Here is a 16,819-nt window from a genome sequence, read left to right as displayed (position 1 = left end):
GCAGCGAGGTGGCCGGGCGCGTGACCTCGGTGGGCGAGGGAGTGGACACCTCGTGGTCACCACGTCGTCGCAGGAACGCGGCGCCCGTCTGCGGGAGTTGGGGGCGACCCATGTCCTGAACCGCTCCGGCGCGGGCGGCCCGGACGCGCCGGCCGGCTTCGACGCGGTGATCGATGTCGTGGCGGGTCCCCGACTTCCCGGTTTCCTGGCCAAGTTGAACGCCGACGGCCGCCATGTGGCCGTCGGAGTGCTCGGCTGACCGCCGCCCGCGGACTTCGGTGTGCGGCTGCTGGACGCCTTCCGCGCCTCGCTGTCGTTCGCCACCTTCAACGCCGACACCGTGCCCGCCCCCGACAGACAGGCCGTACGGGCCGCCCAGTTCGCGGAGGCCGCGCACGGTCGTCCACGAAGTGCTGCCCCTGGACGCGGGCACGGTGTTCGGCAGGGTCGTGCTGACGCCCTGAACGGGCGGCGGGCACCTGGTCGGGGCAGGTGCCCGCCGGATCACCGCTCGTCGCGGAGCTGGGCCGCCAACGCGACCAGGGGCTCGGTCTCCTCGGTGGCGTGGCCCAGCGCGGTCAGGTGGGTGACCGCCCTGTCGAGGCGGGTGAGGGCGGGGGCGGTGCGTTCCAGGTAGATGCCCTCGACGGCGCCCGCGAGGCGGACGCACTCGGCCCACTCGCCGGCGTGGTCGTCGTCGCGTCCCGGTTCGCCGAGCAGGGTGAGGGCCTTCTCCAGGGCGGTCAGGGCGTCCTGGTACTCACCGGCGTAGGCGTTGACCCGGCCGTGTTCGTAGGCCAGGGCGCTGTCCAGGGAACGGCCGTGGGCCTGGTACGCGGCGGCGCGGGCCTCGTCGGCGATCCGGCCCGCGTCGGCGAGGAGGGCGAGGGCGTCGGCCAGTCCGTCGGGGCCCTGCCGCTGGGCCTGGAGCCGGGCCAGCTCGCGCAGAGAGTTGCTGAGCTGCTCGTAGCGCGGGGCCAGGGCGTGCGCGGCGAGTGCCTGGTCCGCGACCTCTCGGGCCCGGCCGAACTCGCCGGACTCGGCGAGGAGTACGGCCGTCTCCCCGGCGATCATGGCGTGGCTCCCGGGGTCGTCGTCCCAGCCGGCCGACTCGGCGGCGAGGGCGACGAACTCCGCCGTGGCGGCCTTGAGGTCCTCGCCCTCCTGCAGCGCGCGGGCGCGGGTCAGCCTCAGTTGCGCGACGAGCCGGTCGTCCACCTCCCCGGCCACGACGTCCCGTTCGGCCAGCAGGGAGTCGAGCAGGGCGATGCAGTCCTCGACCCGGCCGAGGTCGAGGCTGAGCTGTGCGGCGTTGCTGTAGGTGCAGAACGCGTCCGTCCGGCTGCCGCCGCGCAGCCCCAGCTCGGCGGAGCGCGTCAGGTGCCGCAGCGCCTCGTCGGGGCGGCCCAGGCGCAGGCAGGCCTGGGCCAGATCGCCGTACAGGCGGCCGGTGTCGACCGCGTCGGCCGGCCAGTCGGCGGTGAGTCGCAGGGCCTCGGTCAGGTCGGCGTGTGCGGCCTCGGCGTCCCGGAGGCCGAACTGGAGCCGGCCGCGCAGTCCCAGCGTGCGGGGCAGGTGCCAGGCGGGGCCGTGGGCCTTCAGCCGGTCGAGGAGGGCGTCGATCTCGGCGACGGCGGTGGGCAGGTCACCGGCGATGGCGTGGGTGGTGGTCCGCAGCAGCAGGGCGCCGGAGATCTGTCCGGCGAGGTCGTGCCGGGTGGCGAAGGCGTGCAGCGCGTCCGCCTCGGCGAGGACCGGTGCGATGTGCTCCTCGCTCCCCGTCGTCTGCAGGCGCAGGCCGAGCGCGTTGCCCCGCAGCCGCAGCAGGCGGGCCTCCTGGGACGGGGTGAGGCCGGGCGTCTCCTCGTGCAGCCGGACCATGGAGGCGTGGGCGGCGGTCAGTTCGACGGCCTTCGCCTCCACCCCGTCAGTGGCCTCGGCCTCGTCCGCGCCCGCCCCCGGTGTCTCGGCGGGGATCTGGGCGGTGGTGAGCAGGGCGCAGGCGCGGGCGAGCGCCGCGTGCTGCGGCAGTACGGCATCGTCGTACAGGGCCGCCGCGTCCTCGTAGAGGTCGGCGGCGTCGGCGAACTCCTCCTTCTGGGCCGCCCGGCTCGCCTCGTCCTCCAGCAGGTCCGCACGCAGTCGTACGAGCGGGCCCACGGCCGGGTCGTCGGGGTGGCTGTAGTCGCGGGCGGCGACGAGCGTACGCAGCCGAGCCCAGCAGGCCGGCGCGTCCGGGTGCGCCTGCTCTTCCAACTCCCTTGCCCGGAGGATGAGTTCGGGGAGCGCGTCGGGGACGACGGCGGCCGTACGGGCGGCGGGGGCGGCGGCCGGTGCCGTACGGGCGATGTCGTCGAGGCCGCGGGTGCGCAGGGTCAGTTCCAGCGCGTCCAGGAGCGGGGCGCGGTCGAGGCGGGTCCTGCGGCGGTCGGTGTGGGTTGTGGTGCCGTTGCGGGCGTCGAACCGGGCGGCGATGTCGTCGGCGCGGTCGCGCACCTCGGCGCGCAGGCCGGACACCGTCCAGGTGCGGCCCGCGTACCCCGCGGCGGGCAGGTCGCCCTGGCCGAGGAGTTCCACGCGCCGGAGGAGGACCTCGACGCCGGTGAGGAAGCTCAGCAGGGCCAGCGGCGAGTCGACCTCGTCGAACAGGTTGCGGTTCTCGGCGAGGAGTTCCAGGCCGCGTGCCTCGTTGCCGGTGAGCGCGCAGAACTCCAGGTGCCGGCCGACCTCCTGGGACATGGAGAGGTTGCGGCGGCAGGCGCGGTAGCCGGCGAGGTGCAGTTCGCGGGCCTCGTCGACACGGCCGGTGCGCAACAGGGGCAGCAGCGCGTGCGAGACGGAGCGGGCCGGCTCCTCCTTGCAGGACTCCTTCCCGGCCAGGACGGGTTCCCAGATGCGCAGCGCCCGTTCGTCGTCGCCCGCCGCGAGGTGGTGCAGGGCGCGCTCGCAGATCTCGCAGGCCTCGCAGTCACTGAGCCGGACGCGGGTGCGGCTCGCCCACAGTTCGTAGGCGAGGGTGGTGTCCTCGCCGACGTGGGAGGCCAGTTGGTAGGCCTGGCCGTAGTAGGGCTGGAGGCCGAGGTCGGCCTTCTCGTACCGGTCGCGCATCTCCGTCAGCCACTGCCGCAGGCTGACGAGCGGCACCTCGGGCAGCTGGAGCAGGGCGTTGGCCACCCACTTGAACCGCCAGAACAGCTGATGGCGCAGGCTCTCGTCGAAGACGTCGGGCTGTTCGTCGAAGAGGTTGAGCAGCCGGGCGAAGACGACGGGCGACTTCCGGGGTTCGGAGCCGTACGTGTACGCCTCCTGGAGTTCCAGGAGGGCGCGGACCAGTGGGAGGGGCTCGTCGAACTGCTCGGCGGCGTCGACGAGTTCCTCGGCGGTGACGGTGCGGGTGCGGCCGTAGGGGCGCTGGTGGTTCTCCTGGAGCGCCTGGAACAGCTCGTCCGTGCTCTGGGGGTGGGGTGCGGGTGCGGTCGGCATCGTCAGCTGTCCTTGCGGAGGGCGTGGGCGAGCAGGTCGAGGAAGGAGCGGTTGATGAGGCTCGATTCGGAGGGCCTCAGCGGGCGCCGGGACAGCATCGCGGCCTGCCCGTAGAGGGCTTCGGCGCTGGTGCGGGCCAGTTCGGGTTCGTCGATGGCGACGGCGGTGCGGACCAGCGGGTTGAGCTGGTTCAGGATGAGCTGGGCGCGCGGTGCCTCCTGGCGCAGGGCGCCGAGGATGTCGCCCCACAGGCCGCCCTCCTGCTCACGGGCGAGCTGGGAGCGGGTGCGCTCGTGCCGTGCCTCGCGGCTGTCCATCAGGAGGGCGGGCGCGGAGGCGGGCTGGAAGGTGCGCAGCGCCACGTCGCAGTCGAAGACGGCGAGCGCGTCGCGGGCCTGGGCGAGATAGGCCGCGGCGGCCAGCTCCGTCTCCCGGTCCACGGGGTCGAGGTGGGCGGTGAGGGTCGCCGGGTCGAGGTCGGCGACGGCGACCTCGGGCCGGATCTCGGTCAGCCGGTGGACCAGGTCGCGGTCGTAGGTGTAGCCGCCGTTGACGACGCCGAGTCCGGCGGCCGAGGCGATCGCGGCGACCTGCCGGAACTCCTCCACGCTGGAGGTGACGAGCACGGTGCGGTGGGCGCGGGCGAACTCGTCGAGGGTGGTGTGTCCGTCGGTGGTCTCGAACGGCAGCCAGGGCAGCAGCATCCGCAGGATCTCGTCGTCGTGCACGGCGAGCGACTTCACGGCCAGGTGGTGGGCGTGCAGGAAGCGGGAGAGCAGGTCGGGGTCGCTGGCGGCGGCGCGGGCGATCCAGTCGCGCAGCCGCTCGGCGAGGGCGTCGCGGACGGCGGCGAGGGTGTCGTCCTCGTACAGGGACTCGCGGGACGCGGTGGGGCGCAGGCTCTCGGCGTCGACGACGCAGCGGACGAAGAACGCCCACTCGGGCAGGATCTCCTCGGCCTGCTCGGACAGCAGCATGCCCTTGACGTGCACGCGGTGTCCGTGGCGGCGCCCGGCCGGCACCGTCTCGGGCAGCACACAGGCGATGCCCTTCAGGCCCACGGCCGGCAGGTCCAGCTCGATGGTGTCCAGCGGGGTGAACCCGAAGACGTCGGCGCCGTACGCGGCCAGCGCGCGGGAACGGGCGCCAGGGGTCGGGTACGTACGGGACCAGGGGGCGGGCTCGGGGTTCACGGGCGCGCCCCGGCCGCCCGGCCCGTGTGCCCCGGCCGTGCCGTCGTCGAAGGTGACGGGGTGGCGGAGCAGGGAGCCGAAGTGCCTGGCCAGGGCGTGCACCTGGGCCGGGCGGGTCCACTCCCCCGCGTCGGCGCGCGGTGTCAGGGTGACGGTGGTGCCGGGTCGGGGGCGGGCGGAGGCGGGCAGGGTGCGGACGGTGTAGCTGCCGTCGCCGCGTCCCCGCCACTCCACGGCGGGCGCGTCGGGGGTGCGGGCGGAGCGGCTGAGGACGTGGATCTCGTCCGCGACCAGGAAGCAGGAGAGCAGGCCGATGCCGAACTGCCCGATGAAATCGGCCCGTTGCTCGGCTATGCGCTCGGCGCGTTTGCTGCTGCGGCCGATGGTGGCGAGGAAGGTGTGCACATCGGCCTCGGTGAGACCCACGCCGTCGTCCTCGACGCGGACCACCGAGCCGTCGGCGTACAGACGGATGCCGAAGGCGTCGGCGGGGGTGGCCGGGTCGGGGCCGTGTCCGGTGGCCGGGGCCGGGGCCGGGGCCGGGGCCGGGGCCGGGGCCGGGGCCGGGGCCGGGGCCGGGGCCGGTTCGAGCGTGTGCCGGGCGGTCAGCGCGTCCACCGCGTTCTGCATCAGTTCGCGCAGGTAGACCCGGGGGCTGGAGTACAGGTGGTGGGAGAGGAGATCGACGAGACCGCGCAGATCCACCTGGAAGGTGCGATCGGCGGCGACCGGGTCGGTGGCGGTGTCGGGCAGAGTCATGGGGCAGTCCGGGGTGGGAGGTGGGAGGGCGGAGGGACGGCACGCGGGCCGACCGGTGCGCGCGTACGCCGTCCTCGGCCGGGCGGGAGCGGTGTGCGCTCGGGCACGGCCGTGGTGACCGGGCGGGACCGGCGGCGGGTCCGGCGGGACCTGGGACGGGACCAGTGCGGGCTCAGGCGCGGCGGTGGTGGCGGGCGAACTCCTTCTCGGGGTCCGCGAAGTAGGTCCAGGGCCAGCTGGTGTAGGCGCCGTCCAGGGCCTGGAAGACCCGCCGGACCGTGTGGCGTTCGCCGGCCAGCGACAGTGCCATGGCGAACATGTTGAAGTCGTGCTGCCAGCCCGGGTGCCGCACATAGGCGGGATGCAGGATGCTGTGGTCGGCCGCTTCCCTCAGCTGCGCCTGGATCTCGGCGGTTTCGAGGTAGTCCCCGCGCTCCGACTCGACCCATTCCTCGATGTACGCCATGGCGATCACACAGCCGAGGCGGTGTCCCTCGGGGGCCCGGGAGAACGCCTCCTGGGCGAAGGCCAGGGCCTGGCCCGGCTTGCCGCTCCAGCGTGGCTGGAGCTGCGACACCCACTCCAGATGGGTCTCCAGGTCCAGCGGGTCGCGGCGCAGGGCGGCGTCGCGGCGGGCCTCGTTGACGGCGGGGCCGAGCGACATGCCCCGGCCGGAGGTGAGGAGGCGGCGCCAGGGGGTGACCCAGTCGGGCCGCAGCTCGGCGGCCTCCAGCAGGTGTTCCTCGGCGATCCTGAGCCGCTCGTGGAAGATCCGCCACTGGTCCCGCGAGACGTTCACGGCGCGTTCGGCGGTGCGGGCCTCCCAGCCCCAGCTGACATGGCGTGTGCCGGATATCAGCAGGGCGGTCGCCCGATGTTCCTTGTCCTCCTCGACGGCCTTGCCTATCCAGTCCTGCAGACCGTCCAGGTCGTCCAGCTCGCCGAGGACCAGGTGGTCGCGGCCGAGGTCGAAGGGGGTGAGCGCCGTCTTGAGCGCCTCCCAGTCACCGGCGTCGGCGGCCTCCACCAGCGCGAGCACCCGCGCGTCCCCGAGCGCGCGCAGCGTGTACATGCCGTTCTTCTGTCTGCGCGGGACGGGAAGGGCGTACGGATCCGTCGCCGGTCTCTCCGTGCCCCTGCCGAACAGCTTGCCGAGCATGCCGCGTCCTCCCCGTGGTCCCCGCGTGATCGTTCGGTGCAGCATAAACGGCCCCACCGACACCACTTCCACAGGGTTTTCACATGTGCCGCCCGACCGTGCGGGCGATACATGGGGGCCGTTCCCCCATGTACCGCCCGGGTGCGCCTGGCACGTTGGGACCGGCTCGGCGCACCGGCGGTGCGCGGCCAGGTCGATTCACAGGAGCGAGAGGGAGCCCATGGGCAGAAACGCGTTACTCCGGGTCATGGTGGTCGCCGCGATGGCGGGTTCCGCGGTGACCCTGACCGGAGGGTCCGCGAGCGCGGCCACCGGTGTGTCCAAGAGCGGGACCAGTCTGGTCGTGAACGCGGCGGCGGGCCGCGCGAACAACATCACCGTCAGTCTGTCCGGGAGCACGGTCTTCATCCAGGACACCTCCGACACCCTGTCCGCGGGGATCGGCTGCACGCTCCAGACCAACGGCTCGGTGGCCTGCCCGGTGAACCTCGGCACCGACACGGTCGTGGTCAACGCCGGTGACGGCAACGACATCATCACCAAGACCGGCAATGTGCGCGGTGAGCTGAAGGGCGAGTCCGGCAACGACGTCATCAACGGCGGCCCCAGCCCGGGGAGCAACATCCTCAACGGCGGTACGGGCAACGACACGCTGAACGGCGGTGTCACCTTCGACATGCTCGTCGGCGGCCCCGGCGCGGACCGGCTCAGCGGCGGAGGCGGCACCACCGACCTCGTCAACTACCTCGACAGCACGTCCGGCGTGGTCGTCGACATCGACAACGCCGCCGACGACGGCGTCGGGGGCGAGGGTGACAACGTCCTGACCGATGTCGAGTTCGTCTACGGCAGCCAGTTCGGCGACACCCTCACCGGAAGCGCGGCGGGCGACATCCTGTCGGGCTTCGGGGGCAACGACCTCCTGGTGGGCGGGAACGGCAACGACACCCTCGTCGGCGGCGCCGGCAGCGACAGCCACAGCGGCGGGGCGGGCAACGACACCCTCGACGCGGTGGACGGTGTGTTCGGCAACGACTCCCTCAACGGGGGCGCCAACACCGACACCTGCACGGCCGACACGAACGACACGAAGAGCGCCTGCGAGGCGTGACCTCGTACGCCGGGGCCGGACCGCGAAGCCGTGGTCCGGCCCCGGCCCCATTGAACGGACGCGCCCCCGCTGGGCAGAATCCAGCCAGGACGCGCAACTGCCGACGGCTGAAACTCGTCCCTTCCTCCCGAGCCGACGGGGCTCACGGAGATCGCGAAGAACCAAGGGTGGGGACGGACCATGAACCTGACGCCGAGAACGATCCGCCGCAGACCGGGCGCCGCCAGGGCGGTGGTGCTGGGCCTGTGCGCGGCGGGGGCACTGAGCCTCACGGGCTGCTCCGGTGACGGCGGCACGGGCGGTGCGGGTGGTACGGGTAGTACGGGTAGTACGGGCGGTGCCGCCGGTGGATCGAAGCCGACCGCGACCGTGACGGCGGCTGCTGCGACGGCGACGGCGAGCGACACGGACGACAAGACGGGGGCTCAGGCCGACGCGACCGGCGGCGCCGAGACCCCCGCGGACAGTGGTCCGGCCGCCTCGAAGTCACCGGCTTCCAAGGCGAAGGCCTCGGCGGGCGCCGACGGCGGTGGGGACGACTGCGACCACAAGATGCCGATCTCCCCCGACGAGATCGCGGTCTACCGCTACACCCCGGAAGGGGGATTCCTGAGCCTGATCGTCAAGCACGGCAACTGGGGATGCGGCACCCCCGACTCGGACGGCGCTCCCTTCGAGACGGTCGGCAAGGAGACCTTCATCCCGCTGGACCAGGCGGCGGACATCACCGTCACCACGCCCATCGTGGAGAGCACGGAGAACCAGCCCATCGGCGTCCAGGAGTTCCTCGACTGGCTGGAGGCCAACCCGGACTCCGGGCTGGTCTTCACCTACCACCTCGGCGACGACGGCGCCATCGACCGCCTCGACGAGGTCTTCACCCCCTGACCGCCCCAACACCCGTACCACCGGCGGTACTTGGGGGTTCTCCCCCCATGTGCCGCCGCCGCTCCGCGCCCAGGATGGAGCACGGCGAGACCAGCCAGTGGTCGACGGGGGCGAACAGGAGGAGCGAGGAACATTGAAGACCTCGATGCGCAGAGCGATTCAGGCCGGTGCGACGAGCGTGGCGGTGGGGGCGGCCACGGTGCTGTCCGCCGGGCAGGCGCACGCCGCGACCGGTGTGCGTGTGGACACGGTTCGCATCTATGTCAACGCCGTGGCCGGGAAGGCGAACGACCTCTCCGTCACCCTGTCCGACAACAGGGTCTTCATCAGCGACGGCGGCGACGCGGTCGCCGCGGGATCCGGGTGCACCCAGGTCGACGGTGACACCGTCAGGTGTCCGTTCGACAGCCGGACGCTCACCCTCGACATGGGCGACCTCGGGGACATGGTCCTCGTGACGGGCAACATCCCCGCCAACATCACCGCCGGCGCGGGCAACGACATCATCACCATGGACTACACCTCCACCGCCGCGACCTTCCTGGAAGGCCAGGCCGGTCACGACACCATCTTCGGTGGAGCCGGGGTCGACGACATCACCGGTGGAGCGGGCGACGACACCATGTTCGGCAGGAACGGCAACGACCGCATCTTCGCCGCCGACTTCTCGAACGGCAACGACCGCACCTACGGGGACGGCGGCTCCGACGCGTGCACGGGAGACGTCGGCGACCTCAAGGACAGTTGCGAGCGCTGAGCCCCGTCTGTCACCGCACCCATGACCGACTCAGTCGTCCGTCGCCTCGACGTACGCCGCCAGGTTGGCCAGTGACGAGGCGATCCCGGCCTCGTGGTCCGCTCGGTCGATGCCGGCCGGCACGTCCGTGGCGGTGACCGTCACCTCGGTTCCGTCCCCCTTGGCGGCGAGCTGCCAGGTCATCGTCATGACGCCCGCGTACGCCGGGTCGTCGGACGCGAACACCGCGCGCTGCACCACGCGTTCCGACGGCTCCAGGGCGCCGAATCCGATATCGACGACATCGGTCGCCCCGGAGGTCTTGCCGGGGCTGTCGGTGGGGTCGAGGTAGGTGAGGACCATCCGGAAGCCGCCTCCGGGACGGGGGTCCCACCGTTCGATCCGCCCGCGCATACCGTCCGGCGGCAGCCAGGTCTCCAGGGAGTCGCGGTCGAGGAGGGCGCCGTAGACGGTCTCCGGTGACGCCGCGATCACCCGGCCGGCGCGATCTATCCTGCCCATGGCCCGATTCTAGGACCGATGAGGGCAGAGCGAGCGGCCAAGGCCGACCGCCCCAGGCGGGTGCGGCCGAGTCGGAGCGACGAAGGCGGAGGCGGAGAGAGTGCGGGGACGAGGATGACCGGGCGGACGGACCACGTCGACCGGGAGCTGATCGAGGCGGCGGCGCGGGTGGCCCGCACGCGCTGTCGCGGTGACGACCACACGATGGCCGCCGCGGGACGCGCCCGGGACGGGCGGATCATCACCGCCGTGAACGCCTACCACTTCACCGGAGGCCCCTGCGCCGAACTGGTCCTCATCGGTACGGCAGCCGCGCAGGGCGCCTATGAACTGGACACCGTGGTCGCGGTGGGCGACCGCGACCGAGGGGTCGTCCCGCCGTGCGGCCGCTGCCGTCAGGTCCTTCTCGACTACTACCCCGCTCTCCGGGTCATCGTCGGCGCGGGCGACCGCGTCCGCACCGTCGCCATCGCCATCGCCGACCTGCTGCCCGAGAGCTACGTCTGGGCCGATCACCAACTCCCGGCGGACCGCACCGAGCCGAACGGCACCGATTGAGCGCGCCGGCCGAGGGCGCCGACCGAGGGCGCCGACCGAGGGCGCCGACCCGGGCGTCGGGCGAGGGTGCCGACCCCGGGTGCCCCAGCGCGGATCCCCAGCCTCTCCGCCCCGGAGCGGCTTGTTAGCCTCGGCGGCGTGAACGGTCTCCTCGTCCCGGGCCAGGGCGTGTCATGAGCGTCGTCGGCTCCTGCCCGCTCGGTGCCGCGACCACGCTCGCCGAGCTCTCCCGGGATCCCCATGCCCGTCTGGCGCTGCTCCGGGTGCGGGAGCCGGTGTCCTGGCTCCCCGAGCTGGGCGGCTGGCTGGTGACCCGCCGGGATCTGGCGCTGAGCGTGATGCGGGACGCCGAGACCTTCACCGTCGACGACCCCCGGTTCTCCACCGCGCGGGTCGTCGGCCCGAGCATGCTCTCCCTCGACGGCGACACGCACACCCGGCACCGTGAGCCCTTCACCGCCCCCTTCCGCCCCCGGGCCGTGCACGACGGCTTCGCCGCGGTCATCGAGCGGGAGACCGACCGGCTGCTGACCGGGCTGGAAGCGACGGGCGCCGCCGAACTGCGACGTGCCTTCGCGGGCCCGCTCGCGGTCGCGGTGGTGACCGAGGCGCTGGGTCTGGTCGGCACCACCTCGGACACGGTCCTCGGCTGGTACGACACCATCGTGCGGTCGGTCTCGGACATCACCGCCGGTCATGAGGCGGCGCCGGCGGGTGCCGCGGCCTACGACCGGTTGCGCGCCGCCGTGGAGGCCACCGTCGCCGACCGGGACGCCGCCTCCCTCCTCGTCTCGGCCGCCGACCGGCTGACCGTTCCCGAGGTGGCGTCCAATGCGGCGGTGCTGATGTTCGGAGGCATCGAGACCACCGAGGCGATGATCACCAACGCGCTGCTGCATCTGCTGCGGCACCCCGACCAACTCGCCCTGGTCCGGGCCGACTTCGGTCTGCTGGACGGCGCGATCGAGGAGTCGCTGCGTCTCGAACCCGGCGCGGCGGTGGTGGACCGCTACGCCACCCGGGACACGGCCCTCGGCCCAGCGACGATCCGCCGGGGTGACCTCGTCACCGTCTCCCTGACGGGGGCCAACCGCGACCCGGACGTCTTCCCCGATCCCGATGTGTTCGACGTCCGCCGGGCCAACGCGCGTCTCCAACTGGCCTTCGCGCACGGCCCGCACTACTGCCTCGCAGCGCACCTGGCCCGCCTGGAGACCCGCATCGCCCTCCGCCGGCTGCTCGAACGCCTCCCGGCCCTGCGCCTCGACCCGGACCACCCCACGGCGCCCTCCGGCCTGGTGTTCCGCAAGCCGACCACTCTCCATGTGCGGTGGGCGGCCTGACCGGACGGGTCAGCGGTCCACCGAGGGCAGATGGACCAGGCCGGTGTCCCGCATGATGCGGTCGACGGTCTCGGGCAGGGCACTGTCGGCGCCGATGACGGTCTCGACACCGCCGGGCAGCAGGTCGCGCGGCCGGTACCAGTCGCGCAGCCGTGTCGCGTCGACGACGTCGGCGATCGGTTTGGTGGAGTGCCGGGCGAGGGTCTCGTCCAACGGCACGTCCAGGTAGTAGCCGTGGGTCGCGCCCCGGTGGTCGGCGCGCAGCCGGGCGAGTATGGCGCCGTAGCGGTCGGCGTACATGATGCCTTCGACGACGACATGGAATCCGGCGTCGAGGGCGTAACGGGCCGTCAGGTCGATCAGGCCGATGTTCGCCGCTCCGGGCCGGTCGCGTTCGCGCAGCACGACACGGCGGAGGTTGTCCTGTCCGACCAGGGCCAGGCCGCGGCCGAAGCTCTCCCGCAGACCGGCGGCGACGGACGACTTCCCCGAGGCGGAGTTGCCGCGCAGCACGACCAGCCGGGTCTCCTCGGTACCCACCCTCACTCCGGTCACGGGTCAGGGCTTCCAGGTGCGCAGCAGGGCGGCGATCCGGGTGGTGGCGCAGCGCGGGTGGTTCAGCTCGTGGGCGAGGGCGGTGAGCTGTTCGCGGGTGGGACTGACGGGGATGTCGCTCGCCTCCAGGTACATGACCGCGACCGCGCAGGCCACGGTCAGGGTGGACCGCTCCAGCCAGCGGCTGCGGCCCAGGGTGTGGACCAGGGCGGCGGCGCGGGCGTAGGGGCCGTCGTAGACGGGGGTGTCGAGGAGTTCGCCGCGGTGACGGGCGACCGCCGCGATGGGTACGCCGTAGTCGTCGGCGGCCGGGTCGCGGTGACCCGCCCGCTCCGCCACTTCGAGGATCCAGGACTCGTCGACGTGCGGGATCACGCGGGACCCGGCCGCCGCTCGGCGTACGGGGCGTCGAGCCGGTGCTCCAGGTCGTCGAGGAAGGCGCCGTGCTCGCCGATGAGCCGCTGGGCGGCGGCCATGCCGGCCGCGCGGGCGCCGGTGGTGTCCTCGATGATGAGCCGCTCTATGTACTTGTTGAAGTCCAGGTGACGGGCGGCTGCGGCATCCTTGCCCGCCGCGAGCACACTCTCGTCCAACCGGACCTGCGTCTGCTTCTTCGCGGAGGTCACCCTCGGGACGGTAGCAGGGTGGTAGCACCCATGTGCGGCAAAATTTCGGTAGGGGTGTGTCACCGCGGTGCGGGACGGGAAGTTGGAGCGCACTCCATGGGACTAGCGTTCCCTCCATGAAGTACACGCAGCTCGGACGCACTGGACTCAAGGTCAGCCGACTCGTCCTCGGCACCATGAACTTCGGCCCGCAGACCGACGAGGCCGACAGTCACACGATCATGGACGCGGCACTGGACGCGGGCATCAACTTCTTCGACACGGCGAACGTGTACGGCTGGGGCGAGAACAAGGGCCGCACCGAGAGCATCATCGGCAACTGGTTCGCCAAGGGCGGCGAGCGCCGCGACAAGGTCGTCCTCGCGACCAAGGTGTACGGGAACATGACGGCCTCCGACGACGCCTGGCCCAATCACGACAAGCTGTCGGCGGTGAACATCCGGCGGGCCGTGGAGGCGTCGCTCAAGCGGCTGCAGACGGACCACATCGACGTCTACCAGTTCCACCACATCGACCGGGCCACCCCGTTCGACGAGATCTGGCAGGCCGTCGACGTACTCGTCCAGCAGGGCAAGATCCTGTACGCCGGGTCCTCCAACTTCCCCGGCTACAAGATCGCCCAGGCCAACGAGACCGCAGCCCGCCGCGGCGGCACCATCGGTCTCGTGAGCGAGCAGTGCCTCTACAACCTGTACGAGCGGCGCGCCGAGATGGAGGTGATCCCGGCCGCGCGGGAGTACGGCCTCGGCGTCATCCCGTGGTCGCCGCTGCACGGCGGTGCGCTCGGCGGGGTGCTGAAGAAGGAGATAGCGGGCGGTCGGCGCGGAGAGGGGCTGGCCGCGGGCACCATGTCCGGCCCTGAGGTACGCGCGAAGATCCAGCCCTACGAGGACCTGCTCGACAAGCACGGCCTGGAGCCAGGCGAGGCCGCCCTCGCCTGGCTGCTCACCCGCCCCGGCGTGACCGGCCCGATCGTCGGTCCGCGAACAGCTCAGCAGCTCGAATCCGCCCTGCGCGCCGTCGAGTTGGAGCTGAGTGAGGAGTTGCTGGCCGGGCTGGACGAGATCTTCCCGGGACCGGGACCGTCTCCGGAGGCCTTCGCCTGGTAGCGGTGGCAGCCCCATGCGTTCGCGCGAGCGCCGCCCCCGTCGTCGGGACGGGGGCGGCGCTCGGTCTGTGTGTCGGGGACGGCCGCGCCTGTCCGGCTCGTCCCCGAGGGCGTCGGGCGGCTACGCCGTAGCGAGTGCCTGGACGGCGTCGCCCACGGTGTCCGCCACTTCCTTCCACTCGGTGAGGGACATCGTCAGGGGCGGCAGCAGTTTCAGTACATGCCCCGACCCCGAGGTCTCGGCGACGACGCCGGCCCGGAACAACGCCTCCCGTGTCCGTTCGGCCGTCCCGGCGGCGGGGAATCGCAGTCCGCTCATCGCCCCCTTGCCGACGACCTCGGCGGCACCCGCCGGGAGGGCGTCGACGATGCCGACGAGGCTGGTGCGGATCGCGGCGGCCAGTTCGCCGGCGTGGTGGGTGAAGTGCGGGTCGGTCCAGTGGTCCAGTGCCGCGGAGCCCGCCACGAAGGCGAGGTTGTGGCCGCGGAAGGTGCCGTTGTGCTCGCCGGGGGCCCACCGGTCGATCTCGCGCCGGATCAGCAGCGCCGCCATCGGCAGCCCCATACCGCTGAGGGACTTCGACAGACAGACCAGGTCGGGCCGGAGTTCGGGCGCGTCCTCGAAGCTGAAGAAGGTGCCGGTGCGTCCGCAGCCCGCCTGGATGTCGTCCACGATCACCAACGTGCCGGTGGCGTCGGCGAGTTCACGGATCCGGGCCAGCCATGCGCGGGGCGCCGTGTGCAGTCCGCCCTCGCCCTGGACCGTCTCCAGCAGAATCGCGGCGGGCGGGGGCGTCACCGCCCCCGGGCCGAGGGCGTGTTCCAGGGCGGCGAACGGATCGGGCTCGGTCGCGTCGCCGTAGGGGAGGATCGTGACGTCGGTCAGTGGTACGCCCGCCGCGCCGCGCAGCAGCGGGGAGGTGGTGGCGGCGAGGGCGCCGAGGGACGCGCCGTGGAAGCCTCCGGTGAAGGCGATCACCTGGGTGCGCCCGGTGACCCTGCGGGCCAGCTTCAGGGCGGCCTCGACGGCGAGCGTGCCGGCCGGTCCGGGGAACTGGACGACGTGGTCGCCGAGGCCGCGCGGCTGGAGGATGAGGGTGGTGAAGCGTTCCAGGAAGTCGGCCTTGGCGGTGGTGTGCAGGTCCAGGGACTGCACGGGGCCGCCGGCCGTGAGGTAGGCCATGACCCGTTCGACGATCTCGGGCGGGTTGTGGCCGTAGTTGAGCGAGCCGGCCCCGCACAGCAGGTCCACATAGCGGCGTCCCGAGGTGTCCCACAGGTGGTGTCCGGCGGCGCGCTCGAACACCACCGGGAAGTCACGGCAGTAGCTGCGTACGTTCGACTCGTGCCGTTCGAACACCGTGAGAGGCGTCCGGTCGGTCTCGGTCATGTCAGCACGTACCTTTCCTCTGTCCATCTATTCATCTGTCCATCGGCCTGTCGGGTGGGGTCACTTGACCAGGACCGTGCCGTCGCCGGGGCGGTGGTCGCGGGAGCGGCGGAGGTCGCTGAAGGCGAAGGTCCGCTGGAGCCAGCGGTCACGGCCGTCGTAGCGCGGGGTGAACGCCGAACGGCCGTGCAGGGTGATCCGGTTGTCGACGACGGCGAGGTCACCGGGGCGCAGCAGCACCCCCGTGTACGTGCGGTGCGCCACCTCCGCCAGTTCGGCGAGGGCGGCCCGGCCCTCGGGGGTCACCGCCTTGGTGGCCGCCTCGTCGAAGCACCAGTCGGGGTCGTCCGGGTCGCCGGTGAGCACGGCGTGCGCGGTGCCCGCGTCGGCCGGGCCGAAGGACGGCGGTGCCTCGGTGACGTACTCGGGCCTGCCGAGCGCCTCCCGGGTGCCCGGGGTCAGCAGGGGTAGCACGCGTCGGGCGCAGCTGGTGCGCAGTTCGGCCGCGCCCTCGTGGTCGGGGCGCAGGCAGAGCAGCATGACGTAGTCGGGGCGGTGGGGATGGAAGGCGTTCTCGGTGTGGAAGGTGAGCTCGACCGAGCCGACGTTGCCCTGGACGGTCTCCTGGCCGGGCACCGGCACGACGTCCTGGACGAGGGCGCCGGACTTCTCCGCCGCGAACGCGGCCGGGTCGCCGAGCCCGGCCGCGAACAGCAGCAGCGTCGCCGCCGCCAGGGACGGGCCGTGCTGGACCGAGCCCTTCACCATCGGGGTCGGCGGCAGGGGCACGGCACCGATGGGGAGCCTCCTGAGGACGAGGGCGCCCTCGGGGCCCGAATGCCTCCGGAACTCCCGCACGGTGCGCCGTACTTCGGCGGGGACGTCCTCCCAGGCGTGCCGGGCGAGGGCCACCCAGGCCGGGTCGTCGACCCGGTCGCCCGCCCGGTCCAGCAGTTCCGCCGCCACATGGCCGAGCCGGGCCAGGGTGGGGGCGTCGTACCGCACCGTGCCGTCGTCGCTCGCCGGGGCGTACGGTGCCCGCGTCATGTCGACGCTGCTCACGTGCGTGTTCCCTTCCGTTCGTTCCGTTCGTTCCGCTCGTTCCGCCGGCTCATTCGCCCATGGCCCGGACGAGGCTCTTGGGGCGCAGGTCGGTCCACTCGCGTTCGACGTACTCCAGGCAGGCGGTACGGCTGTCCGGGCCGAAGACGGTGGTCCAGCCGGCGGGTACGGCGGTGAAGTCGGGCCACAGGGAGTGCTGGCCCTCGTCGTTGGCCAGGACCCGGTAGGTGCCGTCGGGGTTCTCGAAGGGGTTGGTCATGACGGTTCGGTGTTCCTTTCGGGAGTCGGGAGGCGCGTCGCCTCCCGGTGCGGGGGGGCGGGCCGGT

General features: G+C 72.6%; 17 protein-coding genes. 7 read left to right on the top strand and 10 right to left on the bottom strand.

All coding sequences use genetic code 11. The features are described from left to right. Positions 1-52: 52 nt before the first annotated feature. Positions 53-259: a hypothetical protein gene (locus F9278_RS48575; protein ID WP_319023137.1), complete on the top strand. Its 207-nt coding sequence runs from the start codon at positions 53-55 to the stop codon at positions 257-259. Between the two features lie 245 nt (positions 260-504). On the opposite strand, the gene F9278_RS45145 is transcribed toward F9278_RS48575, so the two are convergent. From F9278_RS45145 to F9278_RS45135, 3 genes are all read right to left on the bottom strand, one after another. Then, the gene (locus tag F9278_RS45145) at positions 505-3,483 is read right to left on the bottom strand and encodes a hypothetical protein (RefSeq protein ID WP_152173480.1); all 2,979 of its coding nucleotides are present in this window, start codon (positions 3,481-3,483) and stop codon (positions 505-507) included. Between the two features lie 2 nt (positions 3,484-3,485). Next, entirely contained in the window at positions 3,486-5,435 is a 1,950-nt protein-coding gene (locus tag F9278_RS45140) for an HSP90 family protein (protein WP_152173479.1), read from the bottom strand. Positions 5,436-5,607: 172 nt separating this feature from the next. After that, positions 5,608-6,594: a hypothetical protein gene (locus F9278_RS45135; protein ID WP_152173478.1), complete on the bottom strand. Its 987-nt coding sequence runs from the start codon at positions 6,592-6,594 to the stop codon at positions 5,608-5,610. Between the two features lie 220 nt (positions 6,595-6,814). Here F9278_RS45135 and F9278_RS45130 point away from each other — a divergent pair, with 220 nt between their 5' ends. From F9278_RS45130 to F9278_RS45120, 3 genes are all read left to right on the top strand, one after another. Next, positions 6,815-7,705: a calcium-binding protein gene (locus F9278_RS45130; protein WP_226967226.1), complete on the top strand. Its 891-nt coding sequence runs from the start codon at positions 6,815-6,817 to the stop codon at positions 7,703-7,705. Positions 7,706-7,885: 180 nt separating this feature from the next. Continuing rightward, the gene (locus tag F9278_RS45125) at positions 7,886-8,593 is read left to right on the top strand and encodes a hypothetical protein (protein ID WP_152173477.1); all 708 of its coding nucleotides are present in this window, start codon (positions 7,886-7,888) and stop codon (positions 8,591-8,593) included. A 145-nt stretch (positions 8,594-8,738) separates the two neighbouring features. Further along, complete coding sequence (locus tag F9278_RS45120; RefSeq protein ID WP_152173476.1) at positions 8,739-9,350, top strand: calcium-binding protein; 612 nt, start codon at positions 8,739-8,741, stop codon at positions 9,348-9,350. 30 nt (positions 9,351-9,380) lie between these two features. Here F9278_RS45120 and F9278_RS45115 read toward each other — a convergent pair whose 3' ends face one another. Continuing rightward, on the bottom strand, positions 9,381-9,851 hold the full coding sequence (locus tag F9278_RS45115; protein ID WP_152173475.1) for an SRPBCC family protein: 471 nt from the start codon (positions 9,849-9,851) through the stop codon (positions 9,381-9,383). Between the two features lie 114 nt (positions 9,852-9,965). On the opposite strand from F9278_RS45115, the gene F9278_RS45110 reads away from it, so the two are divergent. Continuing rightward, the gene (locus F9278_RS45110; RefSeq protein ID WP_152173474.1) at positions 9,966-10,409 is read left to right on the top strand and encodes a cytidine/deoxycytidylate deaminase family protein; all 444 of its coding nucleotides are present in this window, start codon (positions 9,966-9,968) and stop codon (positions 10,407-10,409) included. Between the two features lie 173 nt (positions 10,410-10,582). Continuing rightward, positions 10,583-11,752, top strand: coding sequence for a cytochrome P450 (locus tag F9278_RS45105; RefSeq protein WP_152173473.1), 1,170 nt, complete (start codon positions 10,583-10,585; stop codon positions 11,750-11,752). A 9-nt stretch (positions 11,753-11,761) separates the two neighbouring features. On the opposite strand, the gene F9278_RS45100 is transcribed toward F9278_RS45105, so the two are convergent. From F9278_RS45100 to F9278_RS45090, 3 genes are read right to left on the bottom strand one after another with little or no spacing between them, the layout of a single operon-like run. Beyond that, the gene (locus F9278_RS45100; protein WP_152173472.1) at positions 11,762-12,307 is read right to left on the bottom strand and encodes a P-loop NTPase family protein; all 546 of its coding nucleotides are present in this window, start codon (positions 12,305-12,307) and stop codon (positions 11,762-11,764) included. Between the two features lie 3 nt (positions 12,308-12,310). After that, positions 12,311-12,682, bottom strand: a complete 372-nt coding sequence (locus F9278_RS45095; protein ID WP_152173471.1) for a fic family toxin-antitoxin system, toxin component — start codon at positions 12,680-12,682, stop codon at positions 12,311-12,313. Next, a complete protein-coding gene (locus tag F9278_RS45090) occupies positions 12,679-12,933 on the bottom strand; it encodes a hypothetical protein (RefSeq protein WP_152173470.1) in 255 nt (84 codons plus the stop codon). Before F9278_RS45090 ends, F9278_RS45095 begins: the two co-directional genes overlap by 4 nt. A gap of 116 nt (positions 12,934-13,049) precedes the next feature. Here F9278_RS45090 and F9278_RS45085 point away from each other — a divergent pair, with 116 nt between their 5' ends. Beyond that, on the top strand, positions 13,050-14,042 hold the full coding sequence (locus tag F9278_RS45085; protein ID WP_152173469.1) for an aldo/keto reductase: 993 nt from the start codon (positions 13,050-13,052) through the stop codon (positions 14,040-14,042). 120 nt (positions 14,043-14,162) lie between these two features. Here F9278_RS45085 and F9278_RS45080 read toward each other — a convergent pair whose 3' ends face one another. From F9278_RS45080 to F9278_RS45070, 3 genes are read right to left on the bottom strand one after another with little or no spacing between them, the layout of a single operon-like run. Further along, the gene (locus tag F9278_RS45080) at positions 14,163-15,431 is read right to left on the bottom strand and encodes a diaminobutyrate--2-oxoglutarate transaminase (RefSeq protein ID WP_152173468.1); all 1,269 of its coding nucleotides are present in this window, start codon (positions 15,429-15,431) and stop codon (positions 14,163-14,165) included. A gap of 60 nt (positions 15,432-15,491) precedes the next feature. Further along, complete coding sequence (locus F9278_RS45075; RefSeq protein ID WP_152173467.1) at positions 15,492-16,493, bottom strand: TauD/TfdA family dioxygenase; 1,002 nt, start codon at positions 16,491-16,493, stop codon at positions 15,492-15,494. A gap of 49 nt (positions 16,494-16,542) precedes the next feature. After that, a complete protein-coding gene (locus F9278_RS45070) occupies positions 16,543-16,752 on the bottom strand; it encodes an MbtH family protein (RefSeq protein ID WP_152173466.1) in 210 nt (69 codons plus the stop codon). Between the last annotated feature and the right edge of the window lie 67 nt (positions 16,753-16,819).

It is taken from the genome of Streptomyces phaeolivaceus (assembly GCF_009184865.1).
GTDB lineage: Bacteria > Actinomycetota > Actinomycetes > Streptomycetales > Streptomycetaceae > Streptomyces > Streptomyces phaeolivaceus.
Note: the sequence above shows the minus strand (reverse complement) of the source record. Positions and strands in the feature narration are given on the sequence as shown.

What these genes read in the sequence shown, in the direction of transcription:
- F9278_RS45145 (WP_152173480.1), bottom strand. Translation starts at nt 3,483, where the DNA reads ATGCCGACCGCACCCGCACCCCACCCCCAGAGCACGGACGAGCTGTTC.
- F9278_RS45140 (WP_152173479.1), bottom strand. Translation starts at nt 5,435, where the DNA reads ATGACTCTGCCCGACACCGCCACCGACCCGGTCGCCGCCGATCGCACC.
- F9278_RS45135 (WP_152173478.1), bottom strand. Translation starts at nt 6,594, where the DNA reads ATGCTCGGCAAGCTGTTCGGCAGGGGCACGGAGAGACCGGCGACGGAT.
- F9278_RS45130 (WP_226967226.1), top strand. Translation starts at nt 6,815, where the DNA reads ATGGGCAGAAACGCGTTACTCCGGGTCATGGTGGTCGCCGCGATGGCG.
- F9278_RS45125 (WP_152173477.1), top strand. Translation starts at nt 7,886, where the DNA reads ATGAACCTGACGCCGAGAACGATCCGCCGCAGACCGGGCGCCGCCAGG.
- F9278_RS45120 (WP_152173476.1), top strand. Translation starts at nt 8,739, where the DNA reads ATGCGCAGAGCGATTCAGGCCGGTGCGACGAGCGTGGCGGTGGGGGCG.
- F9278_RS45115 (WP_152173475.1), bottom strand. Translation starts at nt 9,851, where the DNA reads ATGGGCAGGATAGATCGCGCCGGCCGGGTGATCGCGGCGTCACCGGAG.
- F9278_RS45110 (WP_152173474.1), top strand. Translation starts at nt 9,966, where the DNA reads ATGACCGGGCGGACGGACCACGTCGACCGGGAGCTGATCGAGGCGGCG.
- F9278_RS45105 (WP_152173473.1), top strand. Translation starts at nt 10,583, where the DNA reads ATGAGCGTCGTCGGCTCCTGCCCGCTCGGTGCCGCGACCACGCTCGCC.
- F9278_RS45085 (WP_152173469.1), top strand. Translation starts at nt 13,050, where the DNA reads ATGAAGTACACGCAGCTCGGACGCACTGGACTCAAGGTCAGCCGACTC.
- F9278_RS45080 (WP_152173468.1), bottom strand. Translation starts at nt 15,431, where the DNA reads ATGACCGAGACCGACCGGACGCCTCTCACGGTGTTCGAACGGCACGAG.
- F9278_RS45070 (WP_152173466.1), bottom strand. Translation starts at nt 16,752, where the DNA reads ATGACCAACCCCTTCGAGAACCCCGACGGCACCTACCGGGTCCTGGCC.